Source organism: Haloferax sp. ATB1 (genome assembly GCF_000730175.1).
The window spans coordinates 76333-99376 of the sequence record NZ_JPES01000079.1; the positions used below are offsets into that span (position 1 = coordinate 76333).

19 protein-coding genes and 1 pseudogene are annotated in these 23044 nt (G+C 53.9%); 17 read left to right on the forward strand and 3 right to left on the reverse strand.

Going from position 1 to position 23044, the window contains the following annotated elements; all coding sequences use genetic code 11:
* The first annotated feature begins 21 nt into the window (after positions 1-21).
* The gene (locus ATB1_RS23345) at positions 22-543 is read left to right on the forward strand and encodes a hypothetical protein (RefSeq protein WP_042664160.1); all 522 of its coding nucleotides are present in this window, start codon (positions 22-24) and stop codon (positions 541-543) included.
* A gap of 25 nt (positions 544-568) precedes the next feature.
* A complete protein-coding gene (locus tag ATB1_RS12735; protein WP_241768216.1) occupies positions 569-3655 on the forward strand; it encodes an Eco57I restriction-modification methylase domain-containing protein in 3087 nt (1028 codons plus the stop codon).
* Between the two features lie 29 nt (positions 3656-3684).
* Here the strand turns inward: ATB1_RS12735 and ATB1_RS12740 are convergent, their stop codons facing one another.
* Complete coding sequence (locus ATB1_RS12740; RefSeq protein ID WP_042664162.1) at positions 3685-7497, reverse strand: helicase-related protein; 3813 nt, start codon at positions 7495-7497, stop codon at positions 3685-3687.
* A gap of 303 nt (positions 7498-7800) precedes the next feature.
* Here ATB1_RS12740 and ATB1_RS12750 point away from each other — a divergent pair, with 303 nt between their 5' ends.
* The 9 genes and pseudogenes from ATB1_RS12750 (at position 7801) to ATB1_RS12780 (ending at position 15662) form a co-directional block, all read left to right on the forward strand.
* On the forward strand, positions 7801-8028 hold the full coding sequence (locus ATB1_RS12750; RefSeq protein WP_042664165.1) for a hypothetical protein: 228 nt from the start codon (positions 7801-7803) through the stop codon (positions 8026-8028).
* A 170-nt stretch (positions 8029-8198) separates the two neighbouring features.
* Positions 8199-9228 (forward strand): annotated as a pseudogene (locus ATB1_RS12755) (Cdc6/Cdc18 family protein).
* A 24-nt stretch (positions 9229-9252) separates the two neighbouring features.
* Positions 9253-10377 (forward strand): hypothetical protein, encoded by a 1125-nt coding sequence (locus ATB1_RS12760; protein WP_042664167.1) that lies wholly within the window; start codon positions 9253-9255, stop codon positions 10375-10377.
* An 8-nt stretch (positions 10378-10385) separates the two neighbouring features.
* On the forward strand, positions 10386-12536 hold the full coding sequence (locus ATB1_RS22455) for a ThiF family adenylyltransferase (protein WP_206742057.1): 2151 nt from the start codon (positions 10386-10388) through the stop codon (positions 12534-12536).
* Positions 12533-12721 carry a hypothetical protein gene (locus ATB1_RS22460; RefSeq protein ID WP_198526101.1) on the forward strand — a complete coding sequence of 63 codons (189 nt, stop codon included), beginning with the start codon at positions 12533-12535 and terminating at the stop codon, positions 12719-12721. The genes ATB1_RS22455 and ATB1_RS22460 overlap by 4 nt, the downstream gene beginning before the upstream one ends.
* Positions 12718-12990, forward strand: coding sequence for a toll/interleukin-1 receptor domain-containing protein (locus tag ATB1_RS19915; protein ID WP_052367978.1), 273 nt, complete (start codon positions 12718-12720; stop codon positions 12988-12990). The genes ATB1_RS22460 and ATB1_RS19915 overlap by 4 nt, the downstream gene beginning before the upstream one ends.
* Positions 12983-13963 carry an SAVED domain-containing protein gene (locus ATB1_RS12770; RefSeq protein WP_052367981.1) on the forward strand — a complete coding sequence of 327 codons (981 nt, stop codon included), beginning with the start codon at positions 12983-12985 and terminating at the stop codon, positions 13961-13963. The genes ATB1_RS19915 and ATB1_RS12770 overlap by 8 nt, the downstream gene beginning before the upstream one ends.
* 153 nt (positions 13964-14116) lie before the next feature.
* Positions 14117-14239: a hypothetical protein gene (locus ATB1_RS23900; RefSeq protein ID WP_008528531.1), complete on the forward strand. Its 123-nt coding sequence runs from the start codon at positions 14117-14119 to the stop codon at positions 14237-14239.
* Positions 14240-14261: 22 nt separating this feature from the next.
* Positions 14262-15662, forward strand: coding sequence for a hypothetical protein (locus ATB1_RS12780; RefSeq protein ID WP_042664171.1), 1401 nt, complete (start codon positions 14262-14264; stop codon positions 15660-15662).
* A gap of 354 nt (positions 15663-16016) precedes the next feature.
* Here the strand turns inward: ATB1_RS12780 and ATB1_RS12785 are convergent, their stop codons facing one another.
* Positions 16017-16532: an SOS response-associated peptidase gene (locus tag ATB1_RS12785; RefSeq protein ID WP_241768217.1), complete on the reverse strand. Its 516-nt coding sequence runs from the start codon at positions 16530-16532 to the stop codon at positions 16017-16019.
* A gap of 604 nt (positions 16533-17136) precedes the next feature.
* Entirely contained in the window at positions 17137-18348 is a 1212-nt protein-coding gene (locus ATB1_RS12790) for an orc1/cdc6 family replication initiation protein (protein WP_042664173.1), read from the reverse strand.
* Between the two features lie 556 nt (positions 18349-18904).
* Between ATB1_RS12790 and ATB1_RS24400 the strand changes: the two genes are divergently transcribed.
* The 6 genes from ATB1_RS24400 to ATB1_RS12820 all read left to right on the forward strand — a co-directional run bounded on the left by ATB1_RS24400 (position 18905) and on the right by ATB1_RS12820 (position 23044).
* Positions 18905-19270 (forward strand): helix-turn-helix domain-containing protein, encoded by a 366-nt coding sequence (locus ATB1_RS24400; RefSeq protein ID WP_042664302.1) that lies wholly within the window; start codon positions 18905-18907, stop codon positions 19268-19270.
* A 5-nt stretch (positions 19271-19275) separates the two neighbouring features.
* A complete protein-coding gene (locus ATB1_RS12800; RefSeq protein ID WP_042664175.1) occupies positions 19276-19593 on the forward strand; it encodes a hypothetical protein in 318 nt (105 codons plus the stop codon).
* Positions 19594-19769: 176 nt separating this feature from the next.
* Positions 19770-20018, forward strand: a complete 249-nt coding sequence (locus tag ATB1_RS12805; protein WP_042664177.1) for a hypothetical protein — start codon at positions 19770-19772, stop codon at positions 20016-20018.
* A gap of 72 nt (positions 20019-20090) precedes the next feature.
* Entirely contained in the window at positions 20091-20441 is a 351-nt protein-coding gene (locus tag ATB1_RS12810; protein WP_394324775.1) for a hypothetical protein, read from the forward strand.
* 24 nt (positions 20442-20465) lie between these two features.
* Complete coding sequence (locus tag ATB1_RS12815; RefSeq protein ID WP_042664182.1) at positions 20466-22202, forward strand: hypothetical protein; 1737 nt, start codon at positions 20466-20468, stop codon at positions 22200-22202.
* Positions 22199-23044 carry a hypothetical protein gene (locus ATB1_RS12820; RefSeq protein WP_042664184.1) on the forward strand — a complete coding sequence of 282 codons (846 nt, stop codon included), beginning with the start codon at positions 22199-22201 and terminating at the stop codon, positions 23042-23044. The genes ATB1_RS12815 and ATB1_RS12820 overlap by 4 nt, the downstream gene beginning before the upstream one ends.

Genomic DNA, 23044 nt, shown 5'->3' on the forward strand with positions numbered 1-23044 from the left:
TTATGATTTCTTCAATGATCCATGGCTCTCCAGCAAATCACCGCGACCCATATCGCGAGCTGGGACTCTCTACAGGATATCGCTGACTCGTTTGAGAAACGTGGACTGAAACCCCGTCCGAATCTCGGGGAGGACAACGAACTTGTCCTCCAACTAGCCGATGACGAATTCGTCGTACTCGTCAACGCCGGCCCTGGTGAATCAGCGACCGAGTTCAAACCAGACAACCGTTCCCGACACACGAACCTTGTCGCCACGAAAGATTTCAATGAGTTTACCTTTCTCACCCGAACGCGCAGTTGGGAAGGTCAGCAGCACGGTCGAATCAAGCACCAGAAAATATCGTTCACCAAAGAACAGTTCACAAGAGATAGTGGAGAAAAGAACACCGTTCTGAAGAAGCTCAATTCAATCGAATACGGTTCCCCAGCTGCGATTTACGATACGCTGTACGATACGCAACAAGTAGTCAAAGAATTTTACGAGGAGTTCGAAGACCTCCGCACCGATCTCGTTCAGGAAGTTTCCGGTATCCCAAGGTGACCGGGGCGATGCGAAGCAACGCTACGTGCAAGTTATCCTTGATCGGATGATTTTCCTGTACTTCATACAGGAAAAGCGCCTGCTAGACCGGAACCCAAACTACCTTCACGAACAGCCTAGCGAGGTAGTGGCTGACGGCGAAGACCGTTACGAAAACTTCTATCAGCTGCTGTTCTTCGACTACCTTGCAGAAGACAAGCAGAATCCCGACTTCGGGAGCCTCCCGTACTTGAACGGTGGACTGTTCGCCAAGAACCCTGTTGAGGAAGAATTCCCGGACGCAAAGCTTGGTGAATCAGCTCAGGAGACGAACGAGCTCTTCAACGAGATCTTGAATTTCTTGTCGGGGTGGAACTGGAATGTGGACGAACGGCTTGATATCGTTGATCCGAAGAACCTCTCGCCTGCTATTCTCGGGCATATCTTCGAACAGACGGTCAACCAGAAAGAGATGGGCGCGTACTACACCCCTGAGGAGATTACCGGCTTCATGTCTCGCCGGACGATTCACCCGTACCTGCTTGACCAACTCAATGACGCCGTAGATGCTGAATACAACGAAATTGACGACGTATTCGGGTTCCCGAGTGTAGAATCCGGTAGTAGTGAAGTGGCGTTAGCAGATGGCGGAACGATGACTCAGCAGGTACCCACTGAGAACGTAGACACGAAGCACGTCGAAACGCTGTATCACGACATACTGAAAGAGGCGCACGTCCTTGATCCAGCAGTTGGTAGTGGTGCGTTTTTGCTCGCTGCACAGGATGTGTTGGTGGATATCTATATGCAGTGTCTCGAGTACTTCCAGCAACTCGAAAGTGAAGGTAAGGGGTGGGAGTTAGATTCCCGCACACGTGATGAGATAGAAGAGGTCAATAAAGGACAGGGAGGGCCCTCGCTATACGCGAAGCGGACAGTTATTCTGAATAATCTCTACGGGGTAGACATTGATGAAGGGGCTGTCGAAATCTGCAAACTTCGATTGTGGCTCTCAATGGTCGCGGATATCGAAGACGAGCCACACGAGGTCGAACCGCTGCCGAATATCGATTTTAACATACGCCAGGGGAATACACTCATTGGGTTCACGGATGTCGAAGAAGTAGCCACTGAGAGTGGGGATGCATCTCTTTCGAACTACGGGGGTGGCGCTGGGACTGGTATCAAAGAGATGTACGAAGGGGTGATCGGAGCCATTGAACGTCACCAAGATGCGACAAGCTCTAAAGTCGCTACAAATGCAAGGAAGCTGGCAGAATCACGAATCGGTTCCCACAGTGAGAAACTGAATGAAAAAATCCTCGACCAGTTCCACGATGCTGGTATCGAGAAGGTTGATGAAAAGATGCTAGAAGAATATCACCCGTTCCATTGGGTGATTGAATTTCCTACAATCTATCGGGATGGTGGGTTCGACATCATCATCGGAAATCCACCCTGGGACGTACTCACACCGGATCGAAGTCACTTCTTCCCCAAGTACGACGAGAGATTCAGAACCCGACCACCAAGTGAAAAAGACCGAAAAGAGGAGGAGCTTCTATCGAATCCTGACATCGCAGCCGAGTATGAAGAATTCAAGAAAAATATGCAGATTCGGTCTGATTATTATAACTCATCAGACCAGTATGAACTACAGAAACCCACTGTCAGTGGTCAGACCGTTGCCACTGAAACGGACCTTTCACTCCTGTTTTTTGAGCGAGTTACCCAATTAGCTGGAGACCAATCATATGTTACCCAGATTATGCCGGGTAATTTTTTCCTTGGAGCGACAGCCAAGGACCTTCGGGAGTATATTATCAATAAAACTGAATTGGAGCACTTTGTCCAGTTTGAAAATAAAGGAATTTTCAACAATGTGGATGACCGCTATCATTTTGCTATCTGTACTTTTCGAAACTCTGGCTCCACGGACATAGTAAACGGCGGCTTTGCAAGCGGAGATACCTCCATTCTTGTCAATTTCGATAACATTTCAATTGATATCCCATCAGAAGTTCTTGCTGAATACTCACCTGAATCACGTATCTTCCCCTTCTTCCGGTCACAAGAATTGATCGACTCGCTGTCTAAATTCGTAGACCACCCTCCAATTGGAGAGAAAGTAGGAGACGATTGGTTTGTCTCTCTGTACATGAAGGAGCTTGACCGGGCAAATGACTCCAATCTCCTCATAGAACAACCAGAGGACGGCGATTACCCAATCTACGAGGGAAAGAATATGCACCAGTTCGCCTATGATGACACCTCCGTCTTCAACATTAACCCGATATCTCTATGGGGAGTGGACGAAGGCGATCCAGACCGAAGTGCGAAACACAGAGTTCGGATGAAGAACTTCCGATCACGTGATCCTGATGCAAGTTTGAAAAAGGCGATCTACAACAAATTCGATGGATCAGGCTCGCAGAAGTCGTTCGTCAACGATCTGCTTGAGCAACATGGTCGACCAGAACTATCAAAGGAAGATGTGCTGCTTGACTGCACGAAGTACCGAATCGCTATTCGAAAGATTACGAATAGCACCAATGAACGGACATTAATCGCGGGGGTCATTCCAAAGGACACCGTCACTGTACACAGCATCGCCACAGTCCGCCCCCATGTTGTGGAACCAACAGAGGATGATCTCGGTAATTACCCGATGCACAGCGCCTACGAAAAGGTGTTTACCGATGAGGAATTATTCGTCGTTCTTGGATTATTGAATAGCATCCCAATCGACTACCTGATGAGGACAAAGATCGACACCAATATCGTCCAATACAAACTTAATGAGACGCAACTTCCTCGACTCACTGCCGGTGACAACTGGTTCAATTGGATTTCTCAGCGTGCGGCGAGACTGAATTGCTATGGAGACGAATTCTCCGAAATGCGCGACCGCCTCGGCGGTATTGATCCAGCTACTGATGCAGAAAAACGCCGGGAGTTACAAGCGGAGATCGACGCTGCTGCATTCCATGCCTATGGGATGAATGAAGAAGAGACAAGGTTCATACTCAATGATTTTTACCAGGTAGACAATCCAAAGCTAATGGATGATCCCTATTTCGATCTCGTGTTTGAGAAGTACTCCGAGTTAGATGAAGAGGGGCCTTACCCGTAGGTCCCCTCACTACAGGTTACCGAACTTAGTCAGGTTCCGATAACGCCCCAACACATTAGTCTGGCCTGTACCTCGCTTTCGCCTACGAGTTTAGCTTGGTACTCTGTTGAACTTTCTACGTTTTCTTCAAGGAAGAGTTCAAGCTGCTTCAAGAATTCTACAGGGGGCCACTCAGGGAACGAGTCATACTGATCGTTATGCCGAAATGTATTCCGAAGAATTCGGTCTTCGTCAGTATTTGCTAACTTCACATCTTGAAGCGTCTCACGAAGGTCACTAGCCCACTCTTCAAGGGTCTCGTAGTCATCTCTCTGAACAGGCATCTCACCGTGGTTTGGCTGTAGGTAGTGAGCAATAAAATCGAGGATAGTCTCTTGCTCTTTCGAGAATGCCTCCCCCTGCTTGAATGCACCTTCGACTTGCCCTTCTCGAATCGCTTCCAAACGGTCATCGAGAACATCCTGGATTGTCTCACGGTTTGACAGCACGTTCTCAGCGTCTCCAGTGATCGGTTCACCACCTACCGATGGATCAATCTTGAGTGTACCAACAGGACGCTCCTTGACGTCGTCAGTGAACGGTTTGTAGTAGAACCCCCGACGAACACGCCCAAGTGGTGGGTTGTGATCTTCGTCATCAAACCAGAGGTGAGCAAGAGCAAACACGCCGGGCCGTGGCCCTACATCGTGGTCGGTTACGTTCGTGTACAGGCGTTCGCGCTCCTCTGGGGCCTCTTCGAAGTAGTCTGCCGCGTATTCGAAGTCGTCTTCTGAAAGTCCGAAGTCCTCGTTCAGTTCCTTCTTGAGTAAGAATCGCTCGTAGGCCGCGTGTTCGTTACTCCCCGCATTTCGAAGGAGAGGATTCTTACTCGTGTCATCAAGCTCGTTCACGTCATCGATTTCTCGGGACTTCTGAAGCGAGTCTTCGATCTCATCCACCTGAAGTTCACCAATCGTCTTTTCGGTGTCGACACCCGTCTTCTCCAGGATCTGGTCCTCATTCGGGTCTAGAATATTGTTCTCTTTCCCGACGATGAGCGCGATGTCGTTGATCTTTGCCTGCAGCCGCTTCAGGAGCTTAATCGCAGCTTCGATATCTCCATCAGGATAAAAGTTGTGGACGTACTTCTCCTCAGTACTCCCGATCCGGTCGATACGCCCCACACGCTGAACGATCCGCATCGGATTCCACGGAAGGTCAAACGAAATTTGAACTGCGACGTCCTGGAGATTGACCCCCTCGGATAGGGTATCGGTTGCCACGACGTACTGTAGTTCCGATTCACCGGACTCAGCTAGCGTTTGCTGATACCCCGAGGCCTCCGGTGCAAATCGCTTGATAACGTCTTGTTTGTTGTCGTCACCACCTTTGACGACGGCACTATTCGCCTCTGTTACCGGGGAGTCAGGGTTGTTGAGGAGCGTTCGATGAACGTAGTCCGCGGTAGCACGGTACTGGGTGAAGACGAGGACCTTCTCGTCATCGTATCCATTGAGTACGTCCGCGAGCCGCTCAACCTTCGGGTCACGAAACTCCCGTAACGAGAATACCGCCTCATAGAACTCTCTCGTCGCCTCATCAACGTCAGTCAGGTCACTTTGCGGGTAGAGGATCGGGTTTAATTCCTCTTCGGGGACGTCCGGAAGGACACCGACATTGTGGTCGTGAAGCCACTGCCGTGTCGAAACAGCTTGATCGCTTACATCGCCAGAATCCTGTGCGATATCGCCGATGAACTGCGACAAGAAGTAGGCCAGAAGCGTCAAGTCCTCTCGAATGTAGGTCTTCACCTCACCGATTGTCGCATCCGTCAATTCGTCTGGAGTATCACTCTCAGAGTCCTCATCGGCACGAACAGCGGTCGTATCGAAGCCGAACTCTTCCAGTGTCTGTTCGAGATCTTCAGCGGCATCACTCCCCTCCACAAAGTCATCAAGCGTCTCAGTTTCTTCGTCGTCCTGTGCCGCGCGCAGCATATCGATCTGCTCGTCTTCAGGAAGCCCATCGAGAAGACCGAGAAGTTGCCTTTCACTCTGATGGAGGGTTTCAATGGACTGTACAAACGCGTACGTCGAAGACTCCAGACGCTTGAGCAGATTCAGCTTGTATAACGCTTTCAGTGTGCCACCTGCTTTCGGGTTCTTCACCGTGATATGCGGGAGATGAAGCGCGTCCATTACGTCCGGCAACATTCGGTATACGGGCTGGTACGCCGCCGGGAGCGAGTATTGCTCCTTGCTTAGCGTTGGGGGCTTGAAGCTCATCTCGAAGTCCTCCCCATCTTGGATCTGGTCTTTGACGTGCTTCCGCGTTCGAAGCACCATCACTTCGTTCAGAATCTTCGAGATCTCCTCCGAGTGCCGCTGGAGTTGCTCGGTTATTTTCCGTAGGTCTTCCTCACTGGCTTCCTCCTTGCCAGCAGCGATCTTCTTCCGAGACTCCGAAAGCTCGATGTACTCCTCGAAGGCATCGAAATCCAGCGACGCCTTGTTCCGTAGTTCCTCAGGACTAGTGAACAGACTAATGAGGTTCTCTAAGTCGGTCGCAGAATTATTGATCGGGGTTGCTGTCAGCATGATCATTGTCTTCCCGCGGAGCTGTCGCAGATTCGCATGTCGACGGGTTCCCTTGTAATCGTCCTCGTCATCGGGGTCCGGCCTCCACTTGCCGTGGTTCCGGAAGCGATGGGCTTCGTCAATGAGTACGACATCGAATCTGTCTTTGAGGTCCTTTACCTCCTCGTACGCGAGATTCTGGAACTTGCTAATACTCATGACCTCTAAGTGGGTCCCATCAACTTCGAGACCGAAGTACGGATTGCCGTCTTCATCAGTATCGTCTTGAAGAAGGTCTTCCCACTGTTCGGTGAGGTTCGCAGGTACGATGAGGAGGCAGTGATCTCCTCGTTGACGATAGTCGTGGAGAAGCTCACCGCCAATGAACGATTTTCCGAGCCCGACGGAGTCAGAGATGATACAGCCGTTGAACTGAGAGAGTTTCTCCTTCGCGCTTTCGTATCCGAGTGTCTGGAAATAGTACAGCGGGCTATCCCGGATGTTGACGTTCCCGCTCAGTTCGTCGTATGCGAGAATTTTGTACAGCTCGAACGGTTCAATATACGTGCCTAAGTCATCAGGCGTTTCCTCATCGTCTGATTCCTCTTCCTGTTGTTCCTGCCAGTCCTGGTACTTGTCACTGTTCTCGATGATCCGGATGATCTCTTCACTGAAGTCCTCGGCATTCGCCCACTGGTTATCGTACCAGTCTTCGAACGCCTCAGCTTCAGGACGATCTTGACTCGTAAGATTTAGTTCGATATTGTTTCGGTGGCCACTCGCGGTGAAGTTTGAGGACCCGACAATCGTCGCACAGGGACGGGTATCCGTATCGTCGTCAGTTGCCCAGTCATCATCGTCCTGTGGCGCTCTAAATGAGGCTCCTTTGGCGTGGAAGTAGCCGTTCTCTGGATTTCGCACACGGACGCTAACCTTGTTTTCAGCTATGAAATCTCGCAGCCGGTCCAACCGTCCTAACTGTGCGTTGTTGAGCTCGTCAATGCTCTCTTCGACCTCATCTCTGAGTTCGTCACGTAGGCTTTGTCCTTCTCCGATTTCATCTGCTGTACTCTGATTCGTTTGTCGCCCCATCAATATACGAAGGGGCGCGTGACCAAGTTCGTCTGGGTCAGCGAGTTGTTCGAGATCTTCGCGATACAGATCGAATCCAGAAAGGTAGAAGTAGCCGGTAGCGATTCGTGCTTCTTCGATTTGTGGAATAATCTTCCTGTAGACATCTTCGACAGTCCGGTTGGCGTTGTCGACGAGGGGAGGGAGAGAAATCATCGTGTTGCCGAATGTATCCCTCAAGGTGACTTAGTGTTTGGTGAGAAAACTGAAGTCCATCTATCGGCTTCCCATTGACAGAATTATGTGGTGGTAGTGAGCAAGTCCGGTTGAGACCGAATTAATGAATGATCGGGATTGGAGAGAAGGGCTCTCAGCGTGGGCTCATTCCCTCATAGTTCGATCTGTCCTCCTTACGCTAACCGCGGCCGCGGTAGTTGCGCCACGGACTTCCTTCCTCAATCGGACTGTTGAGTTCGAGAAAGACATCTACGAACGGACGGAGTACCTCCGGGAGCAAGAATGACGGATCACCAGTACGAGGAAGGTGACCGCGTCCGAATCGATATCCCTGACAAGACGGATCCAGACTACGACCGGCTCCACGGACGCTACGGCGAGATTATCGCTATCTTCGAGGACGATGCCGGCTTCGTCACGGGCGATACTCGCGATGCTGTGCTGTATCGTGTTCAGCTGGAGGATGGAACGAAAACTGATGTCCGTTGGCGGGACCTCCGGCCATTCTGAGGTATTGTTCTAACGTTATCCCGGAAGTTCCTGGAAGCCTGGGTTTTCCGCAAAATAAATCGCGTTGCAACGCGGGAATCACCACAGACAGAACGGGCTAATTGAATCGTTTCCGGAAACGACCCGGTTACGTTTTTAGTACTAGCCGGAAACCAGTCTATCAAGCAAAGATGATCCGCGATGCTCGTGTTCTCCGTGCCGGGTTCGTCCCCTCGGGAAGTTGAGCATCACGACGCCGAAGTCAACCACCTCTCCAGCGTCCTCGAGCCCATCACGAACGGGGAGCTCGCTGACACCGCCATCGTCACTGGACCCAGCGGGGCCGGCAAGACGTGCATCTCGCAATTCGTCACCGAACGCCTACGTGAGGAGGTGCTCGACGTCGAGGCCACCTACGTCAACTGCTGGCGTAACTACACCCGATTTCGGACGCTCTACCAGATCCTCGACGATCTCGGCGCGACCATCGACATCCACCGGCAGTCGACGCCGCATGACGAACTCGTTGATCGCCTCCAGTAGCATGACGGCCCGCGAACCGTCGTCATCCTTGATGAGGTCGACCAACTCGAAGATCCCAGCGTCATCTACGATCTCCACAGCCTCCCGCAGTTCGCGATTATCTGCATCGCGAACAAGGAAGAGGAACTGTTCAGCCGCGTCGACGACCGCCTTGTGAGTCGGCTCCGTTCGAGCGAGCACGTCCGGATGGACAAGTACCACGACGAGCAGCTATACGATATCCTGAGTGCTCGGGCGAAGTGGGGCCTCGACGAGGATGTCATCACCGACGACCAGCTCTACCGGATCGCCGACGCGGCCGCCGGCGACGCCCGCCTCGCAATCGGCATCCTCCGAACGGCCGCCGGCAATGCAGATCGCGAGAACCACGAGCGCATCACCGACGACATCCTCCTGGACGCCGCCGAGGATGCCCGGGCCCAGATCAAGCAGAAGAGCCTCGATTCACTCACGCCGCACCAGCGCGTCGTCTACGACATCGTTCGTGAGCACGGCCCGCTCGGCCCGAGCGAGATTCACGAGCGCTATACCGAGGACCTCGATGATCCACGGACCAAGCGAACCGTTCGGGCATATCTGTCAAAGATGACTCAATACAACCTCCTCGAGGCCGAAGGCACGAGCCGGGATCGAGAATACGCGATCATTGAGTCACCGCCTGCTGCAACAACCACTTAACACGTTCCAGAATATCGATACACTATGACCACGCTCCCCACACTGTTCGAGACCTTCCTGTCGGACATCCGCCCACAGGACGAGCACAATGATGCCTACAAGGAGGGCCACGAAACTCTCCGCGATCACTTGCAGAACGACGACGACATCGACGAATTCTACGTGGCAGATTTCCTCCAAGGGAGCTATCGCCGGTGGACGGCACTCAGACCGCAGGAAGACGAGAAATCCGACGTTGACGTTGTCTTTGTCTCTGATCTCAGCAGTGACCTTGATACCGACGTAGCGCTGGAGAAATGCGAACCGTTCCTGAAGGAACACTATGAGGGGCAGTGGGAACCAAATGCGCATTCCTACAAAATCGAGGAAGAGGAGGTGGAGATCGATCTCGTCTTGACAGCGGCACCCAGCGAGGGAACACGCGAAGCCGTCAAATCACTGAGTTCATTGGACGTTGGCACAGCCCTGAGTCCGAACGACCTTTCGACCGTGGCGGAGGCCCTCAATATGTCGGCAGATGGCGACGACGAGTGGAAGGACGAACCGCTCAAGATCCCACATCGAGATGAGAACGAGTGGGAGAATACCCATCCCCTCGCGACTATCGCCTTCACCGTGAATAAGAACGATATCACGGATGGCCACTACGTGAACGTCGTCAAAGCCATCAAATGGTGGCGGCGAACGAAGACACCGGACGTCGAAGGACCGACAAGCTATCCCCTCGAGCACATCGTTGGTCAGTGCTGTCCAGATGATATCGACAGCGTCGCTGAAGGCGTGACAAGGACGCTCGAAGAACTTACACGGCAGTTCAAGACCGAAGCAATGGCCGAGGAAACCCCCGTCTTGCCGGCTCACGGGCTCCCGGAAACCCCCGAGAATGACGTCCTCAAACAAATCGACGGGGACGATTTCGCGGCGTTCTACAATGAGGCCGAGGATGCCGCAGCGCTCGCGCGGACAGCACTGGATGAGGAGGACAAAGAAACATCGAGGGATTACTGGTACCAGCTCTTCGGCGAGAAATTCCCTCCATTCGGAAGCGACGACGATTCTGACGATGGAGGGGAGAAAGCCATGTCAGTAGGGTCGTCCTCACAGGTAGAGGATCCATCTGATCACCAGTTCGCCGAGTCGGACAGCTGATATAATAAATGCCACCCCAAGAAATTACAGAAGCCGTCACAGCCATTGCCGAACGGGACGGAGTCACCGTCCTCAAAGAGCCATATCGACACGATAGCAACGGACGGTGGATCGTCAAGATCAGGCTTTCACCAGACGACTTAGAACCCCATCCGGACGTGCCACGCGAGACGGACTGGTATCTCCATCTACGGGATACGTACCCCGCCGGTTCAATTGGGATCTACCCTGCGGATCAAGAAGAGAACACCATTACCGCCACATTCCCCCACCAGAAGCTGAACGTGGCTGGGAGCGACGATACCCCGTGGCGACGAGGCGATATCTGTGTTGCTCGGTATGGGCACACCCTCAGTCAAACGGGAGCCACCGGCGAACCCAGCACAAGCCGTGATCGGCTCTGTTGGCATACGGACCGAGCACTGCGGTGGTTGAGTAATGCTGCGAAAGGGGAACTCCGGGAACCAGACGAACCGTTTGAAATCCCGGCCTTCGATACGAACTCGGCTTCGGCCCCAACCATCGCATTCAACGAGACGCAGGAGTCGTTCTCAGACTGGAGAGAGATGTATGGACAGTGGGGGACAGTCAATCTCCGCTCGTTGCCAACTGCTGAAGAGACATACGCGACTGGTACGTTCAAAGATAGCGACGATGAAGTCGTCTATCAGCCACAATGGGGCGGATACGTCGATTCGAATCCTGATGACTCCGTTTCCGGGGCGTGGGCACTATTAGAAGAGATGCCGATTGAACCCCCGTGGGAGGCCCCGGAGACGTGGGAAGATTTGGGAGGGTTTTTCGAGGGTACCGAGACCGACCCGTACGAACTACGGGCGAATATCAAGCCCGTCTTGGACGATGAACCGGTCAAGGCCCTTCTAATTGGATTCCCCATCCCAGCAACGGTTGACGGCGACCCCGAGATCATCTATTGGCAACCAATCGAGATACAGGAGTTCAAGGACCCGAATGACCTCTCGGGCGGATTTCGAGATACTGGAAAGGGGCCAGAGATAGCCGAACGGCGGGGAGCCGGAGAGGAACAGATTCGGTGGCTGGACTCGGACAACTGGTCGCATGAGCAACTCACCAGACGCGGACATATGACGGAGTGGTTTCTGGATCGCAACATCGTGCTCATCGGAGCGGGAGCGCTCGGCAGTATGGTTGCCGAGAACCTCGTTCGAGCCGGCTGTCAGCAGCTTACCATCGTCGACAATGATACGTATGAGATCGGGAACGTTGCTCGCCACACACTAACAATCGATGGGGTGGGACGAAACAAGGCGACAGCAATCGCGGACCGGCTTGAATCAATTGCACCGTACGCCCAGGTCCTTGATGTGGATAGCGCCTTTCCACCGAGCGGTGAGCTGCCGGAGCCAATTAGAGAAGCGGAGGTAGTAATTGACTGTACCGCGTCACGGGGAGTTCGGCGCGCTCTTGATGCGATTAGATGGAATCACCCGGTCGTGTTTTGCTCTGCGGCTATGGGTCGACAAGCGAACCGGTTGTTCTGCTTCACAGCTTACTCACATACCTTTCCGTACAGCGATTACAACGAGGCGTTCGATCCATGGCGGTTGCAAGAACAGATCGAATGGGACGAAGACGAGGATGCCATCCCCGAACGAGTCGGCTGCTGGCACCCAGCATCAGTTATCCGAACGGACCGGGTGATGACGTGGGCAGGGACAGTGACACGACTTCTCGATCAGGCGACGTCATTGAGCCTGCGCGAGAATCACTTCACCGTGCTCGAGACCGGTAGTGGCGACGAACTGCCGACCATTTCACAGGCCACACCTCCCTTCCAGGACGGAACAATATGGCGAGCACCGGAATCACCAATCACCGTCCAAATTCCGGCCACATGTCTTGAAGCGATGTATGATCGCTGTCGCGAAGAACACCCCTGTGAGACGGGTGGTATTCTGGCTGGAACCGACCGTCTCGATGGACCAGCACTGGTGGTTAATGCCCGCGACCCACCCCGAGACTCCATTCAAGAGCCAACTCGATTCCTCCGCGGAACCGACAAAGTCGAGGAGTGGCTCAAAGATGCCAGGGAGAGCATCGGCATCGACTATCTCGGTGAATGGCACTACCATCCGGCGCTTCACCCAATCTCAGCCGGGACGATCGAACTGCGATGAATGAAATCGCCAACGACGACGGCTACGACTGTCCGCATCCGCTCCTCTTCATCGTCGGTCAGGACGAAGAAGGTCAATTCACGATTAACGCCTATCTATTCCACGATAGTAAGGAATACGAGCAGTTAGAACGGATTGACAACCCAGATGCAGCTACAACTCTCAACGTCGGTGATGATATATGACTGATCCAACTGGCCGTGTATTTCTCAGCTATAAGCACGAACAGACGGACGTCGCCAATTTCCTGCAAACGGAACTGGAGCGACACGGGGTGCCGATTTGGCGGGATATCTTCGATTTGAAGCCGGAGCCACTCAGAGACGAAATCATCGACCAGTTGGAGAACCCGGAAACGGCCAGTGGTATTGCGCTCGTCAGTGAGGGCGTAGCCGACTCCGACATCATTCTTAACGACGAGTTGCCGGGATTCAACAAGCGCTGGGATGGATGACGAGTTTTTCGTGGTCGTTGTGCCATGTCCCGATGTCAGCGTTGGAGAAGCCAAATCGATACTCAACGAGGCACCGATCCTCCACGACTTCTCCGCCTGGAAAATGCTCCCCTTGGAGGAGACCACGTCTGACAAAGCTACAGAAATCGTCCAGACCGTCTTATCAGAGCGGATCGAGCGGATAGATGGGTATTTACCGGACGGTGAGCCTCTCGAATGTTCACTTGATACCTACGAATCGCCGGCTCACAATATCGATCCAGCGATTGCTATCGACTGGTCAAGATCGTTCGAACATGGTCCACCATCCCAAGAAGAATGGAACCAGCGTCTACTCCCGGCGTTAACCACGGTAACGGACAGTCTCATTCAAAACGCATCGGGCCGCCCCCTCCGATTCCGTGGCCGAACGCATCTTCCCGCTGCGTTCGCGGCCGGTTACTGTCTCCCAACCACACGTCGTATCCAAGCAACGTGGATGCAACCCACCAGCCCTGCCGGGATGACAGAATGGACACTCGATATCGACCAAGAGGAAAGCGGGTTAGAAGGAGATCTCCAGCGACAACCGAATCACGGAACCGAGCTTGCGGTGCTCGTCAACATCGCAGCCGATGTGCAGCCGGAGATCGACCAGATGCATAACGACCTTCCGGATTTCAACGGTATTCTCAGATTGACACCGGAAGATGGACCTGGTGTGGAATTGTCCCCGGCACAGGCAGCCCATGCTGCAGGTGTTTTCCGTACCAAGGTACGAGACGCAATCAAAGAACTGCCAAAAACATCGACAATTCATCTCTTCATAGCTGGCCCGATGGGGCTCGCCTTTCTCTTCGGGCGAAACTCAAACACTCTTAGACCGATCCAGACCTACCTCTACAGCAAAGACGAGGGTCGGTACTATCCTGCTGGTCGATTACAGAATCAGTCACTTTCGGACGGCTCAGACACCGCCTCAGAAGAGCAATAGCAAATCAGTGCCCATTGCCAGGAGAGCATCGACTCGATCATGTCGCACCAGCGCGTCGTCTACGAGGTGATTATAGCACTGGTAGGTCGTGTTTTGTTGACCGAGAGCATGCACCCCCGTGATTTATTACTGCAGGAGCGATTATGTACTACTATGAGCGCAAAGGGCCAGCTCCGTCGGTTCGAGAACAGGGCGCAGTTGCTGCGCCATATCTCTGAGGAGACCGGCACGGACATCGACACGCTTTGGGACGAGTACGAAGCCCAAGTCGAATAGAGCCCTTTGCAGTTTTTGACGCGTGGGCGACGACACTGATCTCGACGTATCGTTCGAAATAGACGCAGAGACAGTCTCTCTGAGCCCTATCGGGGAATATCAGGTTCTCGATCTGGAAGGCCCGGTCGTCATCGTTGGAGATGCATCGTACCGCGTTGTTCCGGTCGGTGAAGACTCAGACGCGTCAGAAGATGTTCGGGAACTTAGCGTCGACGAGATACGTGCTGCACTCAGCGAACTCGCTGACAACGACGACTTTCAGTCAATCGTAGACAATTGTCCGACGAATACGCCGCTCGTCTACGACGACATCGATTATTTGACTCGCCACCTCCCCACAAGTTCGCTCCAGAAGTGCCAGAAGCTGAGTGAGAGCACCCCTTTCGAGAAGGAATTACTCCTCCAAGTTGCCTACGTAGAACGCCAAAACTCTCTCGTCGGACATTCAGACAACGTCCTCGAGTATTATCTCGAACAGCGTGCTGAAATCGCTGAAAAACTCCGGTCCACCGACGAGATCGACAGCGACATTGAGCGGTCATTCTTTTCGTATCTCCTCCTCGCCTCGGCACTCATCGAAGAGCTGACAACAGAAACAGTCCTCAACGAACTCTTTCGCGAGGAAGCTCGTCTCGACAGCATCACAGAGCACGTTCGGAGTATGGGGCACGCGAAGCGATTAGAGAAACTCTGTGATATCCAAATACTGACCGGAGGTGACCATGGGTCGCTTGTCGAGGTCAAAGAACGCAGAAACAACCTCGTCCACGACGCGCAGAAGCGTGCAGGCCTTGACGAACTCGAATCGCGTCGTGAAGTCGCACAGATCCTCGAACAGACTGATCGATGTGCGTCCGTACTACTGACGATCTCGGGAAAGAACATCGAGTCAGTCATCGCGAAGCGAGGGTGTGATCCCTATATCGAACACGCTCAATCTGAGGCTGTCGCCGACACAATCACGACCTGGGAACAGGAGTATCCAGAGCGCCTATCGAGACTTCACGACTGTGAAAGAGCAACCATCGAAGAGATTCGCTGGGATACCGAAGAGAGTGACCCTGGGAACAACATCACGGAGGGATTCACGTTTGATGGATTTGATGACGAAGAGCTGTATGAGATATTAATGGAGTTCGTCGGTGCTGCCTCACAGGCGTTCCTCGACCGGATTGATGCTGATGCAAACGAGAGCAATCTCGATCGCTTCGATTTCGCAGTGATGGTGCTGCTCTGTGCTAGTCACAGGTACGAGGAGATTGCCCGGTGGCTGGATACCGACGAAAAGTATGTCCAGCGGAAGGAGAACGTGATAGCCTGGAGAGCTTCGCAGTTCGAGAAGGATTTAGTAGAAGAGATCCCCCGCCCAGAGGGCCCAACATGGCCATCGGACACGGCATCAGATGATCAGGATAGGTGCTAGCCCGATAACAGACGGGTCATCGTCGCATAGGACGTGATGCTCACTCAGCGGAAGGCACACATGGATCAGACCAAGCGTAAGCATCTCGAAGACCGCCTCACGGCAGAAGGTGTCATCCGAGATCGAGAGTACTCGCTCGTCGATTCGGAAGCGGCGTCGCCGATGCAGTGACCGTGACTCCGTCACCGATCAGGAACTGACCTCGCCGAGGCCCGATTGCTCGTGGTCAACGGCTCGATGACCTGGGATCGTCGTTGCCGGGGTTGTTGACCCGCGTCGAGATCTCATAGGCGTCCAGATCGTCCTTCAGGTAAGGCTGGCACAGTTCTTGCGGGTGTCCGGATCTGCGGCGAGCTAGTCAGATTCCACGTCCTGCGGGAGGACAACCGGCATCCGGTCGTAGATTGAGTTCATCAAGTTGTTCGGCTCCGTCGTGAGAATCGTGACGCACGAGATCGTCTCGCCGTCGCCCTCCCAGACGTCCCAGAGCCCGGCCATCGCGAACGCGGGGTCGTCCTCGCGGTGAATCCGATAGGGCTGTTTCGACCCGCTGTTTGGCGATTTCCACTCGTGGAATCCTGACGAGAGGACCAGACTGGGGCGAGATTTCCACGCCCGCCTGAACGCGCTCTTCTCATCGGCAGTCTCGGAGCGAGCGTTGATGATGCCCTCCTCGAACTCGTCCGCCCAGAATGGAATCAACCCCCAGAGGTAGGCGTCGATCTCGTCTGAAGTCTCGTTCGTGATGATGTAGAGGTCGCAGCCAGGCGCGATGTTGTATCGGGGTGTGTACCCGCCGTCTGCGACGACCTCGGCGTCGAAGCGGGCCTCAAGGTCTGCTTGGTCGATTGAAGAGCGAGTTCCGGCCACACAGACCGAGGAGTTCGGAGGGAAGCATCTTGAACGTAGTTGCACATTTCGCCGTTAACCAACAGGTTGCCCCGGTGAGCCTGAGCTGTTGGTTAATGTGGGGTAGCTACAGAATTTGGCTGTATCTACGGTTTGTTCGTAGAGGACGTCTCCAAGAAGACCCACTAGCATCATCAAAAGAGTATCTCCGAGAGACTCGTGAAAGATAGATCTCAAACAACCGAACGGCCGGGGTGCTGTTGTCATCGCTCATCTCTACGGTCACTAGGAGAGTCGTTACAATATGTCGTTTAGAAATGCAAGGAGAATGCCCCGGGCTTGGTCCCGAGTCGATTCACACCCCCCACTACTTCCGGAGTAAATACTGCTTTCAGGGCCCTTAAGCAGAGAATCCACTTCATTCAGGTTTAGCAGCGTTCTACGGAACTAGAGGTTGAAATCAAAAGACATCGACCCGTCTGACGCACGTCATACCATCGGTTCCGATGTTTCCGTAGTTTCCGATGAAGAGATAGTATATAAGCGAACACCCCCCACCGCTTCCGATGAAACAAGGTAAACAACCACGGGTTGGGTGACCTGTGGAACTCTCGCTGCCTTCTGTTTAGAGTCGCTTCTGGAGATCAGCGATTACAGGCTCCATTCTTCCATCAGCACGGAGATGAGATACGACAGAATGAGCATCGATTGACACAGAGTACTCCTTGTACCGGCCCTCTTGTCTGCCAGTATTTCTAGTTCGCTCATCAAGAAGTGTTTGCATCGAAAGGTCGCCGAGATGATCGCGAAGTCGACGTTGACTAACAGGCTCTGCATCTGCAAGAGAAGCGTATCGTTTGTACCGAGAGTAGACGTCCTTGTTCCGGGCAGGAGTCTTATTTTCAAGATGGAGTGACAGCGTTGCTGCCAGCACAAGTTTTCCTTGCGTCGTTAATTTAGAGACACTTGTCGTGATGAGATCCTGCTCAAGTTCATCTTGGGCGGTTTGGACATGGTCTTCAGTGACTTGTGTCGCATTTTCTTTTTTCGCGATATTGCCCGCTTCACGGAGTAACGTTAACGCCTGACGGGCGTCACCAATATCCTGGGCAGCGAATGCAGCGCACAGTGGGATGACGCCATCAGTCAGGACGCCCTCTTGGAAGGCTTGATCTGCACGTGCATACAGAATTTCACGAAGTTGATTGGCGTCGTATGGTGGAAAGAGGAGTTCCTGCTGAGCAAGACTTGACTTGACCTTCTGGCGGAGATTATCTTTGAACTTGAGATCGTTAGAGATACCAATGACAGTAACTCGGACATTCTCGATCCGTCCGTTTGCTCGTGCTCTCGGGAGTTCGTAGAGGAGCTTGTCGTCTGACTGGAGGTTGTCAACCTCGTCAAGGACAATAACAATGTGTCCGCCGAGTGCATCTAGCTCTCGATACATCATCTGGTACATATCCTCAGCAGGATAACCCGTTGGACGGATATGGTTTTCCGGCTCTCGAAGAGAGTTGATAATTGATGCAGCCAATTGGTACGATGTATTGGTGTTCTCACACAGTACCCAGACAGTCGTCAAGTCAACATCTCTGTATTTTTTGACGTCTGTCTTGAGGTGGTTGAGCAGATATTTCGTCGAGACCGTTTTGCCGACACCTGTTTTCCCATAGAGAAGAATAGATTTGGTTGGTTGGCCGTCCATTATCGGCTGGAGAGCATTCTTGTAACTCTCGAGTTCACTGTTCCGACCAAGAATATTCTCGGGGACGTACTCCTCAGACAAGACGCGGGGGTCATCGAATATCCCTGTCGAGGGGGTGAAGACTGGCATCTATTGACGTGATATGTCTAATGAGTCATAAAACCACGGCTTCCGAAGCTTCCGTAGTTTCCGGAGCTCGGTGTTTGTTTAAATAGTTTAAGTGAACCCCCTCCCCCCACTGTTTCCGGAGAAAACGACTCGAACGATTGGTCCCTCTCAAGAAGTATTATCAAAACAAGGTTTATATTGTAGTATGTTAAAACAAACCCGTAGTAAACTAAACTAGTTTTATTTCACCTAGTTAGACCTAGAAGTATACGGGTTCACTAGGGAGGCACTACCCCTTCGTGAATTAGCTTCGGAAATGGTGGGGGGAGGGTAGTATATAAAAAACGGAGCTTCGGAAATGGTGGTCCGAATATAGACCACGAAATTGAGGACACTCTTCGGCTCTTCGTGGACAGTCGTACCGATCAGTTCGAGAATTTTCTTCACTCAGAACACGTGCAAGTGCAGGTCGGCTTGCGCTACAGTTTCGAGTGCACGATCGAAGAACTCGTCGTCCGATTCAACGCGGACGGTGGGTGTGCTTTCGGTTATAGGCTGTTTGTGTAGGTCATCCTTACTGGTCGAAAACTACCAGCCATCGGATCTTCCAGGACCGAATACGAATGGACGGACCATTCTTCGCTTCCTCGCAGCGACTCCAGAAACAGGCTATCGAGCGGGTGAGATTGCTGAGGCGCTCGACATCCCACGAGGAAGTGTTGGGACGACACTCAGCAGACTCCATGATCAGGGGTTTGTGCGTCACAAGGGCGAGTATTGGGCGATCAATCCCGACGCCTACGATGCACATACTGCGAGCTTGATTGGCTTGGCTGCCGTGAGCGAGCAGTTTGAGGGCGACTACTACGACAAGAATCCGGACTGGGATGCAAACCTCCCAGATCTCGATGAGTATGAAGATGCAGACTCGGGTGCGGAGTAGATCTGATGTATGAGCGTGGGGTAATTGTCGTCGCCGCAGATCCGTTCGGGCATACTCCCCGACGTCAGTATCTCATCCTCAGCGACTCGAGTCATCCATTTGCCGGCAACCAGTATATTGCACTCGGGATCTCGACGAAGGAGTACTCGGACAGTCTTCCGCTTGCTGGCGCATACGAGACCGGAACGCTAGACCGTGAGTCGTTTGTTTCGCCGTGGGCCATCGTCTCGCTGATGGATAGTGATATCGAGCGTGCAGTTGCTCAGGTCACTTCAGAGTTCACAGATAGGGCTGCCTCTCGACAGACACAATATGTCGAGTGACATCCCTCTGCATCGTTAGGTCCGGGAACGTCGGTGTTCTAATTCGACCAGATAATATAGCACCTAGTTTGGCATGCTACCACACTTCATGTTGGCCAGTAAATATATAATATTACGGTAAATCTGATTGACATGTACGCACCGCAAGACAATCGGTGCGGAACGATACCGAACACATGATCTCCCGCTCAGTCACCGTCGAAGACATCGATGAGTTGTTCCTCAGGTGGAACGACCATCTCAACGCATCGGCCCTCTATCGGCAAGCCCTCCGCGACGAGATGCAACTTCGCGACGTTGAGCCGCACAAACTCCGCGCACAACTCACCGAAGCGCGTGAGTTGGGCTACTCGCTCGATGAGATTGCAACCATGACGAGTCGCTACGCCGACCTCCAAGCGCTCGTGTACGACCACACCCAGTGATTCCCGTGTCTGACTCACACTCAGTCCTCTGCTGACGCTCAGTCCGTCCATCGGCTACGGCCCTCCCGATCCATCCTCCGACACGTCGCGATCGGGAGCATCCTGTTCACGATCGCTGCTGTCCAGCCAGTCGCCGCACAAGACAGCGTGGTCTGCAGCGCTGAGAAATTGCCGGGGATGGTCGAGGGGTTCTTCCAGATCACGACGACGCTCGGCTTCATTGGGTTAGCAGTCATCTGGCAGGCCGACTCCCTCGCTGAGATTTTCACGGCCAGCCCCGAACAAAAGAAACGACTCAAAGTCCACAAGCGCGCAGCACTCAAGTCCGCCCTCATCTTGGCGGTGCTCGGCCCACTGTACACCGTTGTGGCGTCGATCATGGGCCTCCCACTCGGTGACTGCGTGAACCTCGCTCCCTGGTAAGCGCACCCCCGACTCTGCCCTCCCATGGAGCACCGAGTGCCCTCCGTACTGGTAGCCGCCCTGCTCGTGTTGAGTTCCATTATCGGCCTCGCCACGGCACAGCCCCCGAGACCAGGGACTGAAACAAACGGCCTCACGGAAAACGAGTCGGCAACGCTCTGGTCTCGTGATAGCGACCGCTACGTCAGCCAACAAGACTACCAGCAGCAGTACGGCGACGAGCGAACGGCACTCCACCAACTCGCCAACGGGACTGACATCACGTTCACGCGGCCGCCGGCAACAGCCGCGACGTGGACGCGCAACGACTTCTCTGATCTCGACGCCGGCGGGCCCGACACGTCGACGTACCCGCCCCACGCGTCACTCGAAGATGGGACGTTCATCGACGATGCACACGCGACGATATTCGCGGTCACGCCCTCGACGCGTGGACATCTCGACGCAGGTGAGACCCCGCTCTATATCGCTCCCAATGGGACGGTTCGCGGGCTCGTCGACTATCGTGTTCGTGTTCCAACCGGGAACGAAACGGGCAATCGGACCGTCGATTGGACGCTTGTCTCCCACGAGATTGAGAACACCCGTCTGAAAATCGATGGTATCCCGGTTGCCTCGACTGCAGGCACTCACACGCCAGAATTACAGTATCAAACTACCCACTCGTGGAGCGCGAATCTCACGCTCGAAGCGACCATCTCCGTTCGCCTCAAGAAGACCGTCGAGACAACGGTTGGTGGCGAATCTGAGACGACAGTCAACTACCGGACCGAGACACGAACCGTCTCGGATACACTCGATACCGAGATTTACGACCTCGCGGCGTACCCCTACTACGCGCAGTATCCGAACGGGGATACTGGCGTCGCGATTTTCCAGTCCCGGCCGTGGCAGGGCTATACGCTCACCGATGATGCGTCCGCTCGCGTGCGTGGTGTGTGGCGGTTCTACACGGCTCGCGACACGAACTGGGACAGACTCGTTACGTCCACCAGCACGTCGACGACCACGGCACAGTCGGATGCGATTCCCGTCCGAGTTCACGCGTACCCCTCGCAGATCGGGCCGCGAGCGGAGCCCGTTCGCGATGGGCCGGATATCATCGATACGTGGGGGGCTGACCGGGCGTCACCCCGTGAGACGATTGGCGAGAACGTGACTGTCGAGGTCGTCAACGAGTCGTACACGCCGACCTATGGTCTGGCCATCCGTGCGAAGACCGTCGACCGGGAGGCGCTTCGAGTCGGCGGGATCGTTCGCGGGGTGAATGCCACAATTGTCGACCCCCAAGTCGGGTCAGCGCGACAGCTTCGAGAGAGTAACCTCTCTGTCGGGCTCGTTTCGCAGACGACGTCGAACGCGACCCTCCAAGTCGAGTTGCGCGACAACCAGACAGGTGCACCAATTGCATCGAATGGGAGTGACCGACAGTACCCGATTGGCGGCTCGGCACACAGCGGCTACATCACGGTGGGTGACCAGCGCATTGAGACCAACGAGAGTGGCGTCGCAATCGTCACGCTGGACGAGCCGGGGATCTACACGGTCCGCTACCACCCCGGCACGTGGCTTGGCCACGACCCCGCGTATGTGGGCGATACGGCTTCGGTTCGCTGGCACCCACTCGGAACTCTCGAGGGCTGGGTTGCGTTCGTGTTCGAAGTCGGCTGGCAGGCGATCCCGTTCGTCGTGACGTTCTACGCCGGTCGCCGGCTCCTCCGCATGTTTGGTCCGACAGATAGCTACTACCGAAACCAATGATTCCAACCGATTCACCGATTGATAGACGTACCGTCCTTCGAACACTCGGCGGGGCCGCACTCGCCAGCGTTGCTGGCTGCCTTGATGGTAGTCGCGGCTCCGGAACAACGACATCTGACCAGACGCCGGCGGCGACTGAGCGTGCTGGCCCGCTTTCACGCATTGCTGTTGAGGGACAAACCATCGTTGTCGAGATCGACGCTGACGCGCCCGTTGAGCAGGTGAACCTCATACAGCCGAATGGGGAACTGTTCGGGAAGCGTGGGCTTGCCGCCGGCGCACGACAGGTTTCGTTCGAAATTGGGACTGCCTACGAACCCGGCGAGTATCGTGTCGTCGCCTTGGATGGTGAGGAGACGGTTGCTGAGGGTTCTCTCGAGATTAGCCCCCAGATTGAGATTCAGGACGTTGGGCTGTTTCGGAATGTCCCGGATAAGCCGTGGGACGAGGTCTACGGTGAAAGCCCGACTGATGCAAAAAAGAACGGTGAGGCATTCGTCACGGTCAAAAATAGAGGGAGCGGACCGAATGCAATCGTCGAACTCCACTTTGCTGGTGATGTTCCTAACCCAATCGAAAACCCACGTGGGAACGGAATCTATGAAAAAAGTAGTGTCGTAGTCCCTGCAGGAGAGACAGTTGATATTTTCAGCAGTTCATTCCCATTCGGTTCAGCCATTGGGGAAGATGGGATGGGCTGTTCGACTGATGGGAATAGTGGACAGTTTACTGTAGTCATAGACACTCGGGTCGCGGGTCGGCAGGTCACAAGGGAGTACAACGTGGAATATACTGACTCCGAAGAGATGCAAAACTGCGATATTTCGATTAGTGAGGCCTGA